This window comes from Nonomuraea sp. NPDC049378, from assembly GCF_055586745.1.
Window position 1 is genome coordinate 7,481 of the sequence record NZ_JBVJHP010000001.1, and the last position, 13,994, is coordinate 21,474.

12 protein-coding genes are annotated in these 13,994 nt (G+C 73.8%); 8 read left to right on the forward strand and 4 right to left on the reverse strand.

What is annotated here, in order from left to right; translation table 11 throughout:
- Positions 1 to 880: glycoside hydrolase family 3 C-terminal domain-containing protein (locus tag ACZ6SA_RS00035; RefSeq protein ID WP_465825706.1), on the forward strand; the 880-nt coding region annotated here is incomplete at its 5' end.
- A gap of 109 nt (positions 881 to 989) precedes the next feature.
- Here ACZ6SA_RS00035 and ACZ6SA_RS00040 read toward each other — a convergent pair.
- On the reverse strand, positions 990 to 1,712 hold the full coding sequence (locus tag ACZ6SA_RS00040; protein ID WP_465825708.1) for a phosphotransferase: 723 nt from the start codon (positions 1,710 to 1,712) through the stop codon (positions 990 to 992).
- Positions 1,713 to 2,012: 300 nt separating this feature from the next.
- Here ACZ6SA_RS00040 and ACZ6SA_RS00045 point away from each other — a divergent pair, with 300 nt between their 5' ends.
- From ACZ6SA_RS00045 to ACZ6SA_RS00055, 3 genes are all read left to right on the forward strand, one after another.
- Positions 2,013 to 2,576 carry a matrixin family metalloprotease gene (locus ACZ6SA_RS00045; RefSeq protein WP_465825710.1) on the forward strand — a complete coding sequence of 188 codons (564 nt, stop codon included), beginning with the start codon at positions 2,013 to 2,015 and terminating at the stop codon, positions 2,574 to 2,576.
- On the forward strand, positions 2,576 to 3,352 hold the full coding sequence (locus ACZ6SA_RS00050) for a hypothetical protein (protein WP_465825712.1): 777 nt from the start codon (positions 2,576 to 2,578) through the stop codon (positions 3,350 to 3,352). Before ACZ6SA_RS00045 ends, ACZ6SA_RS00050 begins: the two co-directional genes overlap by 1 nt.
- A 78-nt stretch (positions 3,353 to 3,430) precedes the next feature.
- Entirely contained in the window at positions 3,431 to 4,567 is a 1,137-nt protein-coding gene (locus ACZ6SA_RS00055; protein ID WP_465825714.1) for an FAD-dependent oxidoreductase, read from the forward strand.
- A gap of 21 nt (positions 4,568 to 4,588) precedes the next feature.
- Here the strand turns inward: ACZ6SA_RS00055 and ACZ6SA_RS00060 are convergent, their stop codons facing one another.
- Positions 4,589 to 6,217, reverse strand: coding sequence for an AMP-binding protein (locus tag ACZ6SA_RS00060; protein WP_465825715.1), 1,629 nt, complete (start codon positions 6,215 to 6,217; stop codon positions 4,589 to 4,591).
- Positions 6,218 to 6,416: 199 nt separating this feature from the next.
- Here ACZ6SA_RS00060 and ACZ6SA_RS00065 point away from each other — a divergent pair, with 199 nt between their 5' ends.
- Positions 6,417 to 6,890, forward strand: a complete 474-nt coding sequence (locus tag ACZ6SA_RS00065) for a hypothetical protein (protein ID WP_347642256.1) — start codon at positions 6,417 to 6,419, stop codon at positions 6,888 to 6,890.
- Between the two features lie 11 nt (positions 6,891 to 6,901).
- A complete protein-coding gene (locus ACZ6SA_RS00070; RefSeq protein ID WP_347642255.1) occupies positions 6,902 to 7,696 on the forward strand; it encodes a hypothetical protein in 795 nt (264 codons plus the stop codon).
- Positions 7,697 to 7,719: 23 nt separating this feature from the next.
- On the opposite strand, the gene ACZ6SA_RS00075 is transcribed toward ACZ6SA_RS00070, so the two are convergent.
- Positions 7,720 to 9,423, reverse strand: a complete 1,704-nt coding sequence (locus ACZ6SA_RS00075) for a PP2C family protein-serine/threonine phosphatase (protein ID WP_465825717.1) — start codon at positions 9,421 to 9,423, stop codon at positions 7,720 to 7,722.
- Between the two features lie 288 nt (positions 9,424 to 9,711).
- Between ACZ6SA_RS00075 and ACZ6SA_RS00080 the strand changes: the two genes are divergently transcribed.
- The gene (locus tag ACZ6SA_RS00080) at positions 9,712 to 10,167 is read left to right on the forward strand and encodes a GNAT family N-acetyltransferase (RefSeq protein ID WP_465825718.1); all 456 of its coding nucleotides are present in this window, start codon (positions 9,712 to 9,714) and stop codon (positions 10,165 to 10,167) included.
- Between the two features lie 70 nt (positions 10,168 to 10,237).
- Here ACZ6SA_RS00080 and ACZ6SA_RS00085 read toward each other — a convergent pair whose 3' ends face one another.
- Positions 10,238 to 10,978, reverse strand: coding sequence for an SDR family oxidoreductase (locus ACZ6SA_RS00085; protein WP_465825720.1), 741 nt, complete (start codon positions 10,976 to 10,978; stop codon positions 10,238 to 10,240).
- A 226-nt stretch (positions 10,979 to 11,204) separates the two neighbouring features.
- Here ACZ6SA_RS00085 and ACZ6SA_RS00090 point away from each other — a divergent pair, with 226 nt between their 5' ends.
- Entirely contained in the window at positions 11,205 to 13,934 is a 2,730-nt protein-coding gene (locus ACZ6SA_RS00090; protein ID WP_465825722.1) for an AAA family ATPase, read from the forward strand.
- Positions 13,935 to 13,994: the final 60 nt, after the last annotated feature.

Sequence of the window (13,994 nt, forward strand, 5' to 3'; positions counted from 1 at the left end):
AGTCGAGGCGGCGGTCGAGGCGGCGGTCGAGGCGGCGGTCGAGGCGGCGGTCGAGGCGGCGGTCGAGGCGGCGGTCGAGGCGGCGGTCGAGGCGGCGGTCGAGGCGGCGCGGCGGGCGGAGGTGGCCGTGGTCGTGGTCGGCACGAGCCCGGAGATCGAACGGGAGGCGGCCGACCGGGCCACGCTGGCGCTTCCCGGCGCGCAGGACGGGCTCGTGCGTGCGGTGGCCGCCGCCAACCCGCGCACGGTCGTCGTCGTCAACGCGGGCGCGCCCGTGCTCATGCCGTGGCGGAACGAGGTGGCCGCCGTGCTGCTGGGCTGGTTCGGCGGGCAGGAGTTCGGCGACGCCCTGGCCGACGTGCTGCTCGGGACGGCCGAGCCGGGCGGCCGGCTGCCCACCACCTGGCCCGGTGAGGAGGCGGACGTGCCGGTCCTGCGGACCGCTCCTGCGGACGGGGTGGTGGTCTATGAGGAGGGCGTCCATGTCGGCTACCGCGCATGGCTGCGCGCCGGAACCGCGCCCGCCTACCCTTTCGGGCACGGGCTCGGCTACACGAGCTGGGAGCTGACCGACCTCGCCGCCACCAACGGCGAGGTGAGCCTGACCGTGCGCAACACCGGCGGGCGCGCGGGCAAGCACGTGGTGCAGGTGTACCTGTCACGGGAGTCGAGCGCGGTGGACCGGCCGGTGCGCTGGCTCGCCGGATACGCGGTGGTGCGCGCCGTCGCGGGGCAGTCCGATCGGGTCACGATCCCGCTCCCGCGCCGCGCGTTCCAGCATTGGGACGGCGGCTGGCGGACCGAGCCGGGCGAGTTCACCGTCCACGCCGGCTCCAGCGTCGCCGACCTCCCCCTCACCGCCCGGATCAGCGCGCCGTAGGGCGACCGGCCCTCCCCGACCAGTCCTCCCCCACCACCCCGATCCGCGTTCCGCAGGGCGACCGGCGGGTAGGCGCTCTCCCGATCCCGCCGGCGGGCGCGGATGCGCGCTAGCGCGGGAAGTCGTCGAGTTCGCGCACGGCCTGGTCGAGGTCGTCGGCGACGCCGCGGCGCAGCAGCCTGGCGTAGAGCCCGTCGCCGGTGACGCCCAGCCGGCGGATCAGGGCCGCACGAGCGCGCATCTGCGCCTGGGCGTCGTCGATGAGGGTCTTCGTGCGGCCCTTCCATCCGTACGCGTCCAGGAACCGGCGCAACCGCGCGGGCCGCGTGTCGAACTGGGTGAACCCCTCCGCGGCGGCCACGTGACGGGCGTGCAGCGGCACCCAGCACAGCGCCAGCGCCGCCACGTCGGAGTCCACCGTGGTGGGGCCGGCGAAATCCCAGTCGAAGAAGCCGACCAGCCGCCCGGCGTGGTAGGCGGCGTTGAACGGGCTGGCGTCGTTGTGCGCGATGACCAGCCCGGGCTCCCACGGCCGGCCGGTGCGCCAGTGAGCGTCCGCGGGGGGCACGAAGTCGGCCACCGTCTCGTGGTACGACCTCAGCCATGAGGCCACCTGCACGAGCGTGTCCTCGGTGCGGGTCCACCGGGGCCACACCAGGGCGTCGCCGACGGTGTCGCCTTCGAGATAGGTGAGGATCTCGCATCCGTCCGCGTCGATGCCGAGCACGCGGGGAGCGCCGTCGAATCCTCTGTTCTCCAGGTGCCGCAGCAGCTGGTGAACGGACGCCGTCCACGCTCGCACCGGCCGCCGGACCTGGGATCCCACGCGCACGGCGCCCCCGTCGTTTCCGCCTCCGAGCCGACTCCCGGTCACGAGCGCCTCCCAACGGGCTCCGGCCGGGCGGCTCACGTCGATCGATGGTTCCCTGCTCCGTCCTTGCCCCCCGTGAAATCTCGCACGGGACCGCGTCCGCAGCAAGGCCACGGACGGCCGTTCCCGGACGCCCGGGAGGCGGGCGTGCTCACGACGCCGGCGCGTGAGGACGGTGGTTCGCGAACGGAAACAGAAAGGAAACACCGGCCGCCCTAGAAAGATCGTGTTCCGCAATGCCGCGATCGAGGAGGTTTCCTGGTGAGGCATGCTCCCCGTCACCACCGGACGGCCACGGGCGTGGTCGTCGTGGGGCTGGTCGCCGCTGTTGTACCGCTGTCCGCCACCCCTGTGTCGGCGCACAGGAAGGACTACGGGCAGAAGTGGTCGAACTTCAGCTATCACCACGTGACCAGCTACAACGATCAGTGGAAACCGCCCATGACGAAGGCGCCGCAACGCTGGTCGGGACACGCCAGGGTGGCCCTGCACAACGCTTCGGGCGCCAACTGCAACGTCAAGGTGGGACGCTACAGCTCGTCAAGCTTCGGGCACTACTACAGCTACCACGTCAACGGCGGGTCCACGGGCTGCTACATCACGCTCAACGCCCGCACGATCGCCAACAGGGCCAGCCGGTTCCAGAACTACGTGCACAGCGTCTTCACGCACGAGCTCGGCCATGCGCTGAGCCTGGGGCACAACGAGCGCAACGACTCGATCATGTGTAAGTGCCGCAACCGGAACACCATGACGCGCCGCCAGTCGCACGACAACAGCGACGTGACGGATTACTACACCACCGGCTACACGAGGAAGTTCTGATGGCGAAGCGACACCTTGCCACGCTCGCCTTGGGCGCGGGCCTCGTCTTCTCTGTGGCGGGATGCGGAGGCGGAGCCGCCACGACGACGGCGGTCTCCATGGACCGGGCCGGCGCGCGGGAGGCGGTCGTGTCGGCCGACTATCCGGCCTTCGCCTCCGTGAAGGAGATGTGGGACGACGCCGACCTCGTGGTGCAGGCCAACGTCACCGGCATGCGAACCGCGAGGGACAAGCCCTCGAAGATCCTCGAACCCGGCGACGAGGGATACGACGACCCCAAGGCCAACCCCCTGTACGGGCTCACCCCCGATGAGCTGGCCGAGGCCAGGAAGGTGGCCGAACAGGAGGTCGGCGACATCGTCACCATCGCCACGGCGGACATCACCCACGTGTTCAAGGGCGATCCTGCCGGCGTGCGCTCCGTCGAGGTCCGGCAGCTCGGCGGAGAGCTCGGCGGAGAGCTCGGCGGAGAGCTCGGCGGAGAGCTCGGCGGAGAGCTCGGCGGAGAGCTCGGCGGAGAGCTCGGCGGAGAGAAGCTGACCGCGCTCGACGAGGTCAAGCTCGCCCAGGACAGGAGTTACCTGCTGTTCCTGCACGCCTGGGACGACACCGGGGACCACACCATGGTGAGCCCGGAACAGGGGCAGTACGTCGCGACGGGCCCGGACGGCAGGGTGGCGACGTCCGCGAAGCCGGGCGACACGTACGCCCCGCTTCCCGGCAACCGGCTCCAGGTCACCCGCGCCGCCCTTGACGAGCTCGCGAAGTCGGACTGATCGGCGCCCCGGCCGGGCCGGCGACCCAAGGCTCTATAAAGTGTAGTACTACATTTTGTAGAGCCTGGGAGGCCGCCGGTGCGGGTGCTTGTAGCAGGAGCGGGGATCAGCGGGCTGGCGGCGGCGCGGGGACTGCTCGCCGCCGGGCACGAGGTGGTGGTGCTGGAGCAGGCGCCGGGGCTGCGGCTGGGGGGCGGGGCCATCACCCTGTGGTGCAACGGCACCGCCATCCTCGGGGACGTCGGCGTCGACCTGGAGGGCACGGGGCAGCGGCTGACGGCGATGCGCCTGCGGACCGCGGGCGGCCACCCGGTGCTGGAGCTCGACCTGGAGGCGCCGGCGGAGCGGTTCGGGTCGGCGGCCCGGGTGCTGCCGCGCGGCTCGCTGATCACCCTTCTGGACCGCGGGCTGCCGGAGGGCACCGTACGGTTCGGCGCGCGGGTCACGGAGGTGCGGGCCGACCGCGACGGCGTACGGGTGCGGACACGGGCGGGCGAGGAGCACAGCGGCGACTTCCTGGTGGGCGCCGACGGCGTGCACTCGCGGGTGCGGGCCCACGTCCTGGGCGACGCCCCGGCGGCGCTGACCGGCGCGGCGATCTGGCAGGGTCTGACGCCGGCCCCGTTCGACCTCGGATCGGTCACGACGCTGATGGTCGGCCGGCAGGGCGACTTCGGGTACGCGAGCGCGGGCGACGGGCTCATGCAGTGGTTCTTCGACGTGCCGTGGTCGCCTGACGCGCCGAGGGAGGACAAGCCGCTGGAGATGTTGCGCCGGCGGTTCGCGGGGTGGGCCTCCCCGGTCGAGCAGGTGCTGGACTCGCTGCGCGACGGCGACGCCGAGTTGTTCCCGCACACCCGGCACAAGGTGCCGTGCCGCTGGGGCGAGGGGCGGTGCGTGCTGCTCGGGGACGCGGCGCACGGCATGCCGCCCGTCGGGGCGCAGGGCACCAACCAGGCGCTGGAGGACGTGGCGACGCTGGTGGACTGCCTGGCCGCGGTGGCCGATCCGGCCGACGTCGTCGGCGTGTACTCCGCCAGGCGCAGGCGGCGGGCGGCCCTGGCCTCCACCGTCGCCTCGAACACCCTCGCCGTGTCCGGCCCGCGGACGCTGATGCAGAGCGAGCGCCTCATGCGCATGAACGGCGCCGCACCGCCGCGGCTGGCCACCCGGGGGTTCGGCCGCCTGCTGAGCGCCCTCAGCGACCGGATCTGACACCCTTCGGCGGCGGGGGTGTCAGTCCCGCCGCCCCATCTCCTCGATCACGCGCCGGGCCCACGCCACTTCGAGCTTTCCCGTGGGCGTCCTGCGCAGCGCCGGGAGGAGCACGACGGCGCGCGGGACCTTGTACCCGGCCAGGCCGCGGCGGACCCAGCCCTGGAGCTCCCGCTCCGTCAGGGTGCCGTCCGGGGTGGCGACCACCGCCGAGACGCGCTCGCCCCACGTCTCGTCCCGGACGCCCACCACGATGCAGTCCGTCACGCCCGGGTGGGCGAGCAGCGCGTTCTCGACCTCCTGGGGGAACACCTTCTCGCCGCCCGTGTTGATCACACCGGAGCCCCTGCCGAGGAACCGGATCGCGCCGTCCGCCTCGACCTGCGCGAGGTCGCCCGGGATGGAGTGGCGGACACCGTCGATGACGCGGAACGTGGCCGCGGTCCTGGCCGGGTCCTTGTGGTAGCCGAGCGGCAGCGGGCCGGCGTAGGCGAGCACCCCCGTCTCCCCGCTGCCGGGGACGACCTCGGCGCCCTCGGGCGAGACGACCTTGGTCGCGGGGACCGGCAGGAAGCGGCTCGGCAGGTCGCCGGCGGAGGAGGTGACGGCGAAGGCGAACGGCCCGCCCTCGCTGGAGGCGAGCGCGTCGATGACGGTGACGTCGGCGCGCGCGTGCAGGGCCCGCTTGAGGCCGTCGCTGAGGACCGTACCCGAGCTGATCACCGACGTGAGCGACGCGAGGTCGTGCGGCCTGCCGGCCTCCTCCGCCGCGACGAGCTCGTCGACGAGTGGCCGGCAGACCGCGTTGCCCGCCACGATGATCGTGCCCGCCCGCTGCGCGGCGACGGTCTCCCAGACGTGCCGCGCGTCGAGCCCGCCCTCGCGCGTGGTGATGACCCGGCCGCCGGTGAGCAGGGCGCCCATCGCGTTGAACAGCCCGGTGGCGTGCATGAGCGGGACCACCGGCATCGTCGCGGGCGCCCGGCCCCGCGCACGCGCGCTCTCCGCGATCCGCGCCGCCTCGTCGAGCGTCGAGGGCGGCTCGGACACGCCCAGCGGCCGGAAGACCGGCACCGTCAGCGAGTGCAGCAGATCGCCCTGCCGCCAGATGACGCCCTTCGGCCGGCCCGTGGTGCCGCCGGTGTACATGAACAGCCGGTCCGAGCTCGGCCGCGACGCCGCGGGCCTGGGCTCCGTGACGGCGAGGAGATCGTCCAGGCCGGCCGCGGGAGGGCCGGCGGCGCCGTCCGCGGGCGCGCCGGCCCGTACGAGCAGGCGCAGCGTGGGCACCGTACGCGCGGCGTGGCCGACGTGGGCGGCCAGCTCGCCGCTGAAGACGATCGCCGCCGCGTCGGCGTCCCTGAGCACGGCGGACAGTTCCTCCCCGGTGTAGCGGTAGTTCGCGTTGACCGGCACGGCGCCGAGCTTGAACGCCGCGAACACGGTCTCGAGGTAGGCCGCGCCGTTGTGGAGGTAGCAGGCCACCGTGTCCCCCGGCCCGACCCCGGCCCGCTCCAGCGCCGTGGCCAGCCGGGCCGCCCGGTCCTCGAACTCGGCGTAGGTGCGGTCCCCCCCCGGCTCCGCGATGGCCACCGCGCCGGGAAGGCGGCGGGCGACGGCCTCCCAGATCGTGCCGATGGAGACGTCCATGGATCAGTCTCCCTCCCGGCCGCGCCGGCGCCGCCCGCGCCACATGGTAGGCACGGACCTGATCCGGGCGACACCGCCCAAATGACCGGGCGGTGGGTGGACAAATGACGTAGCCGCCTGGATTCTCCCTCTCGCGGGGGACGTTCCTCCCCGGGCCAGGGGAAGAGGACCGCGGCGAGCGGCGTCTACGGTGACGGCCATGACGCGTTCTGATCGGCCACGACGCTGGCCCGCGTACGCGGTGGCGGGGCTGTTCCTCGGTTACGCCGCCGGGAAGGCCGCCTTCGCCACGCAGGCCCGGCTCGGGTTCCCCGGCGGCCCGCCGGTTCCGGCCTCCGAGGCCGCGAGCTACTTCATGGACGCGGCCACGGCGCAGTGGCTCGCGACCGCGTCCGGGGTGGCGGGGGCGGGGATCGTCCTCCTCACGGTCCTGCCGCTGGGCCGCCGGGTGCCCAGATGGCTGATGCTGCTCGTGCTCGCCGGGATGGCCGCGGCCGTCGGCGGCGGCGCCGGCATCATGGCCGTGGACGGGTTCGTCGGCGTCGGCGTGGGCTGGCAGTGGTACCACGGGCTGCTCGGGATCGCCGTGATCGTGTTGTTCCTGGAGACGATCCGGTCCTACGCCACGTCGACCGGGCGGCGGCGATTTGTCGGCGGTCGGACCGGGCCCTAAAGTCACGCCACGTGAGACTTTTCATGATCACGGCGCTGGCGGGCACCCTCGCCGCGCCGCTGACCGGGCCGCCGACGAGCGCGGCCGCCGGGGGAACGACGGTCCACCCCGTCGACCGCAAGGAGCTGACCGCCAACCCGCTCTACCAGGCGGGTCCGCTGCCCAGGACGACCTGCGGGGAGTCCCCGGTCAGGCGCGGCGACCGCAAGCTGGCGCGCGCCTACGTCAACGCGGTCGTCGCCTGCCTGGAGCGCACCTGGAAACGGCACCTCACCGGCGCCGGGCTGCCGTACGAACCGGTCCGGGTGCGGCACATGAACCGGATCCCCAGGAACCACTGCGACCTGGCGGTGGACGGCGCCGACTCCCAGGCGTGGTACTGCGAGGAGACCCGCACACTGATCTTCCAGATCGGCGAGGAGTGGGCCGCCAACCCCTCCGACCTGTGGCTGTTCCACACGGCCGCCTCCATGTACGCCTACCACGTGCAGTATCTGACCGGCATCTCGGCCGCCCTCGGCGAGCTGTCCGCCGACGGAAAGGCGGAGTACCGCGAGCAGTCCCGGCGCTACTTCCTCCAGTCCGCCTGCCTGGGGGGCGCCTTCATGAAGAGCGTCTGGCCCATGAAGGGGCGCTCCGCGAAAGACTGGCACCGCTTCAAGTCCCTTCCGGTCGGCGACCAGGACGGCAGGAACAGCTGGTACGGCACGACCGCCACGGTCCGCTCCTGGGTGGCGCGCGGTTTCGCCACCGGCCACCCGGGTTCGTGCAACACCTGGGAGGCCGCGTCCGCCAAGGTGACCTGACCTGCTCCTCCCCCCCGCGCCGGTCAGCCGGGGATGCGCAGGGCGAGCATGGCGACGTCGTCGTCGTTGTCGGAGGGGCGCACGCCGGCGAGGAGCGCGTCGCAGATCGAGCCGAGCGGCTGGTCGACCAGGGACGAGGCGTACCTGGCGAGCCTGGCCAGCCCGTCGTCGAGTGAGTGGCCAGGAGACTCGATCAGCCCGTCCGTGTAGAGCAGCAGGACCGAGCCCGGCGGCAGCTCGACGGCGGCGTCCTCGCGCGCGGCAGGCAGCCCGGTGCCCAGCATCAGGCCGCTGCCGTCGTCCAGGAAGCGGGCCCGCCCGTCGCGTTCGACCAGGAGGGGCGGCAGGTGGCCCGCGTTGGTCCAGCGCAGCCGCCAGGCGCCGGCCGGCTGCTCCACCCGGGCGAAGATGACGGTGGCCATCGTCGTCTCGGCCATCCGCACCACCGCCTCGTCCAGCCGGTTCACGATCTCGCTGGGAGGCTTCTCCACCTCCCCGGCGTACGCGCGCAGCATGTTGCAGACCTGGGCCATGCCCGCCGCGGCGTCGAGGTCGTGGCCGACGACGTCGCCGATCACCAGGCCAGTCGCTCCGTCGGACAGGACGAAGGCGTCGTACCAGTCGCCGCCGACCTGGGAGGCGTCCGGCGCGGGCAGGTAGCGCCCGCTCATCAGCAGGCCGGGCACGCGGGGCAGCGTCGGCAGCAGGTGGCGCTGCATGGTCTCCGCGACCCGTCGCTGCCGCTCGTACAGGCGGGCGTTGTCGAGCGCGAGCCCGGCACGGCGGGCGATGTCCTCGACCAGCAGGAGGTCGGCCGACGTGAACGCCCCGGACCGCTCGGAGCGCCCCAGGGTCAGGGCGCCCACCACCTCCCGGACGCCGCGGATCGGCACGATGGTCGCGGAGTGCATGCCGGTCTCCTCGAACAGCTCACGCTGCCTCACCGCGATGTCCGAGTCGGGACTCCCCTGGTAGTCCTGCGGCCCCACCAGCGCGGGGGTGACTCCGCGCAGCGCCCGCGACAGGGGCATCGACGATTCCTGCGGCACCGGCGGCATCGGTCCTTCCAGGTCCCGCCGGTGCACCCGTACGCCGTGCTCGTAGTGCACCACGGCGACGCGCGCCACCCCGCCCTCCTCGGTGAGCAGGTCCACCACCCCCCAGTCCGCCAGCAGCGGCACGACCAGGCGGATGAGCTGGCGCACGGTCTCGTCGACGTCCAGGCTGGAGGTGAGGGTCGCGGTCGTCTCCGCCAGCAGGGCCAGCCGGTCCAGCTCCGGCATCGACGACGCGGACGGCCTGGGTTGCCCCTCGGCGTGGGTGGGGGCGGATTCCCCGTGGAAGAGCACCAGCGCGCCCTCGCCTCCCTCGCCGATCCGGCAGGGAGTCACCATCCAGGAGACCGCGATCAGCGAGCCGTCCCCGCGCTCCATCCATTCCTGGTGGCCCTGCCTGGTCTCGCCGGAGATGAGGGCCTGCCGCATCACGCACCGGCTCCGCGGCAGGGATTCGCCGTATTTCCCGCGGTGCAGCAGGTCGTGGGCGTCCTTTCCCAGCAGGGTCGAAGCGGCGCGGTTGAGCATCTGCTCCGCCCGGGGGTTGATGCCGACGATGTGCCCCGCGTCGTCCACCACGTACGTCGCGGCGTCGGAAAGGTCTCGCAGCTGGAAGGTGCGCTCTCCCTCCGCCGCCAAGGACCGTCCGGCGTCCCCTGCTGGAACGTTCATGGGCGGCTCCTTCCCCCGTGCTGCGATCTCTACCCAGCGACCTCCCATATCACCATCTACCTATTACGGACATTTCATGACAGCGTGCGCTTATCGCGCGAACCGGCGCCGGCAGGGCTCCTCAAACGCGACCGGCCTACCAGTCGCCCGGATAGAGCTGGCCGCGGATCGCTCCGCCGGGGAACTGGGCGGTGCATGCCGGCCGGAGCGCGCCCGCCGCCCCCTCCGGAACCCGGCCGGCGCCGGCCTGGCACGCTATGCCTGACACCCGGCCGTAGGGAGACGTATATGAAGATCGTGGTCGACGACCTGTCCAGCCCGGAGATCGCCATATTCCTTGACGAACACGTCCAGCAGATGCGGTCCATCACGCCCTTGGAGAGCAAGCACGCGCTCGACCTCGACGGGCTGCGCGAGCCCGGAGTCACGTTCTGGTCGGTCATGGACGGTGACGCGGTCGTCGGCTGCGGAGCGATCAAACGGCTGGACGCCGGCCATGCCGAGGTGAAGTCGATGCGCACCTCGCAGGCGCGACGGCAGAGCGGGATCGCGTCCCTCCTGCTGGATCACATCATCGCCGAGGCCCGCCGCATGGGTTTCACCCGGTTGAGCCTGGAGACCGGCTCGGCCGAGTTCTTCCTGCCCGCCCGGAGGTTGTACGAGAAGTTCGGCTTCGCCTACTGCGAGCCGTTCGCGGACTACGAGCCCGACCCGCACAGCGCGTTCATGACGAGAACCCTCTGACGCGCGATCGGCGCACGGTACGGGCCCGCCAGGGACGCCGGCCCCTTCCGCGTTTCCTCGTGTGTGATCGCTACTTCCGCGGGCGGAGCCCGGAGGAGTCGCGGCAGGGTCCGGAGCGGGCGTACAGCGCCCTGCCGGTGATGGCGGACGCGGCGTCCGAGCACAACCACAGAACGGTATGCGCGACACCGTCAACGCCGCCGTCCGGACCGATCTCCGCGCCGCCCGGACCGACGCCCGCGCCGGCGAGCGGACCTGCGACCGGGCCGGTCGCCACGGCGTTGACCCGGACGCCGGAGCCGGCCAGGTCCAGCGCCGCCTCGCGGGTCATCTCGATCACGGCGGCCCGCGGGGCACCGGACGGCACGAGGTTGACGATGCACCCGCCGGTCCGGCGCATCGCCGGGATCTCGTACTTCAACGCCAGGGACAGGCCCCGCACCTGAGCGGCACAGTCGCACCCGCCGTCGCACCCGGCAGCGGCACAGGGAGCGGCGGCGCCGGAGGCGGCAGGGCGGCAGGCGATGTCGTTGCAGGCGGCGTCGAGGCGGCCGAACGCGCCGAGCGTCTGCTCGACCAGCCGCCGCACCGACACCGGGCTGGCCAGGTCCGTCGGGACGGCGACCGCCTGGCCGCCCGCCGCGCCGAGGTCGGCGGCCAGCGCCGCGAGGGCCTGGCCGTCGCGGGCGGCGAGCACCACGCTGGCGCCCGCCCTGCTCAGCGCGCAGGACGTGGCGGCGGCGCCGTGACCGATGCCGTGCCCGGCGCTGGCGACGATGGCGGTACGGCCGCTCAAGGCTCCGCGCGTCATGGTGGCCTCGCCCCCGGTTCGTCTCGCAGGTCCGGTACGCACCCGACGCTAGGAGCCCACCGCCGCACCCCGCATCGGCGAAATCGCCGGTCTCGTCACCCCGCCGTTGCGGGATCCCCCGCGCCCGCACGGAACAGCCGCTTCGAAGCGTCCACACCACGCACGCCGAAGAAGGTCCCGGCTTGGGATGTTTGTCATGGGTGCCGGTGCTTTCTATGCTCGGCATGTGCTGGGGCGAGCCGACGAGACGGAGTTGCTGGACTCGTTGTTGCGGCGCGCCGCGGACGGGCACGGCGGCGGGGTGGTGCTGCACGGCGAGCCGGGCATCGGCAAGACGGCGCTGCTGTCGTACGCGGAGGAGCGGGCCGCCGGTTTCCAGGTGCTCCGCGCGGTCGGCGTCGAGCCCGAGGCGGATCTCGCGTACGCGACCCTGCACCAGCTCCTCATGCCCGTGCTCGGTTCGGTCGGCGCGTTGCCTGGGCCGCAGGCGCAGGCGCTGAACATCCTGTTCGGGCGGGCGCACGGCGGCGCGCCCGATCCGTTCCTGGTGGGCCTGGCGAGCCTGTCGCTGCTGTCCCTGCTGGCCGGGGAGCGGCCGGTGTTGTGCGTCGTCGACGACGCGCACTGGGCGGACCAGCCGACGCTCAAGACGCTGGCGTTCGTCGCTCGCCGGCTGGACGACGAGCCCGTCGCGCTGATGCTGGCCGCGCGGGCCGACGAGGGCCACGGCACCGACCTGCCTCACCTGCGCAGGGTCCCGCTCATGGGCCTCGGCGGGGAGGCGGCCACGGCGCTGCTGGCCGAGCGCGCGGGCGGGCGGCGGCTGACCGACGGCGAGCGCCGCCACCTGCTGGCCGCCACCGGCGGCAACCCGCTGGCCCTGCTGGAGCTGGCGGGGAAGGAGCTCCCGCCGGAAGGAGCGCAGGAGCCGCCGGCGTTGACCGACGAGTTGCGGCGCTCGTTCCTGAGCCGGGTCCGTGCCCGGCACGCGGAGGCGTTGCCGCTGCTGCAGCTGGTCGCCGCCGACGGTTCAGGCAGCGTGGAGACGATCGAGAAGGCGGCCGTCGAGCTGCGACTCGACGCCGGGCCGCTGCACCGGGCGGAGCTCGACGAGCTGCTGACGTACGACGGGCCGAGGCTGGTGTTCCGGCATCCGCTGATGCGGTCGGCGATCTATCACAGCGCCACGCCGGGGCGGCGCGCGGCGATCCATCGTTCCCTCGCCTCGGCCTTCGACGCTCCGGCCGACCAGCACCGGCGGGCCTGGCACCGCGGTCAGGCCGCGACCGGCCACGACGAGGAGGCCGCGGAGCTGCTCGAACGCTCGGCCGAGCAGGCCGCGCTGCGCGGAGGCCCGGCGGCGGCCATGGCCGCGCTGTCGCGCGCCGCCGAGCTCACCGCGGCCGGCCCGCACCGGGGCCGGCGGTTGTGGAGCGCGGCGCGCGCCGCCGTTCGCGGGGGGTTCACCGCCACCGCCGGGGAGTTGCTCGACCGGGCCGAGCGCGAGCCCCGTCTGGACGAGGTGGACCGGATCTCCGTGGCCGCGATGCGGGCCGTGGTGACCGAGTTCATCGGCTCTCCCGAGGACGCGATGGACCTCGTCAGGCCGTGGATCCCGCGGGCGCTGCGGGTCGACCGGCGCCGCTTCACCCCGACCGTCGCGATGTACGGCGACCTCGGAACCCGTACCAACCGGCCAGGGGCCTGGTCGGAGCTCGCCGGCTGGCTCGACGAGGGCATGCCGGAGCAGGACGCCCGGGACGGAGAGGGCGGTCCTGAGGAGGCGGTGCTGCGGCTGCTGCGCGCCGCCTGCCTGGCCCGCGCCGGCCACGACCCGGGACCCGCCGTACGGGACGGCGCCGGCGTGGACGCGCTCACCGATCCGATCACGATGACCCTGGCAGGGGCGATCGCCCGGGGGCTCGGCGACCGCGAGCTGAGCCGGCGCCTGTACCAGAACGCCGGGCGGCTGGCCCGCGCCGGCGGCTCGCTGGGCGCCCTCGCGTGGAACCTCGAGTACCAGGCGGCCGACGAGCTCGCCCGCGGCAGGCTCGGGCTGGCGGAGGCCCACGCCGAGGAGGGCTGCGCGTTCGCCGCCGAGGTCGGCCAGCCGAACACGGCCTGCCGCAACCGGGGGCTGCTGGCCTTGTGCGCCGCGATCCGCGGCCGTCCCGAGGCCGGTGAGCTGGCCGCGGAGGTGCTGGCCGAGGCGAGCGAGCGCCGGCTGGCGGATGCGACGGCGTACGCCAGGCGGGCCCTCGGGCTGGCGGAGCTGGTCGCGGGCAGGCACGGCGAGGCCGCGCGGCACTTCGAGGCGGTCGGCGGGTGGGACGCGGACCAGCCTTCGGACCTGGCGATGGGCCTGGTCCCCGATCTCGTCGAGGCTCTGGTCAGGGCCGGCGAGCACGACCGGGCCGCCGTGGCCGCCGCCCGCTACGCGCGGTGGACGGAGCACACCGCGTCGCCGGAGCTGGGCGCGCTCACGGCGCGCTGCCGGGCGCTGGTCCGCGACGACGGCGGGGCCCACTACGCGGAGAGCCTGCGCCTGCACGCGCTGGCCGACGCCCCGCTGGAGCAGGCCCGTACCGAGTTGCTGCTGGGCGAGCAGTTGCGGCGCGACCGGCGGCGCTCCCAGGCGCAGCAGCACCTGCGCGGCGCCGCGGAGACCTTCCGCCGCATCGGCGCGATCGCCTGGGCCGATCGGGCGCTGGGCGAGTTGCGCGCCACCGGCGAGTCGGCGCGCGCCCCCGAGGCGGGGGCGCTGACCACGCTCACCCCCCAGGAACTGCGCATCGCGCTGGCCGTCGGCGAAGGGCTGACCAACCGGGAGATCGCCGCGCAGCTGTTCCTCAGCCCGCGCACCGTGGACTACCACCTGCGCAAGGTCTTCCAGAAGGCCGGCCTCACGTCGCGGGCCGAGCTCATGCGCATGGTGCTCGCCGAACGCCCGACGTAGGGCCCGACGTGGGGCCCGACGTGGGGCCCGACGTGGGGCCCGACGTGGGGCCCGACGTGG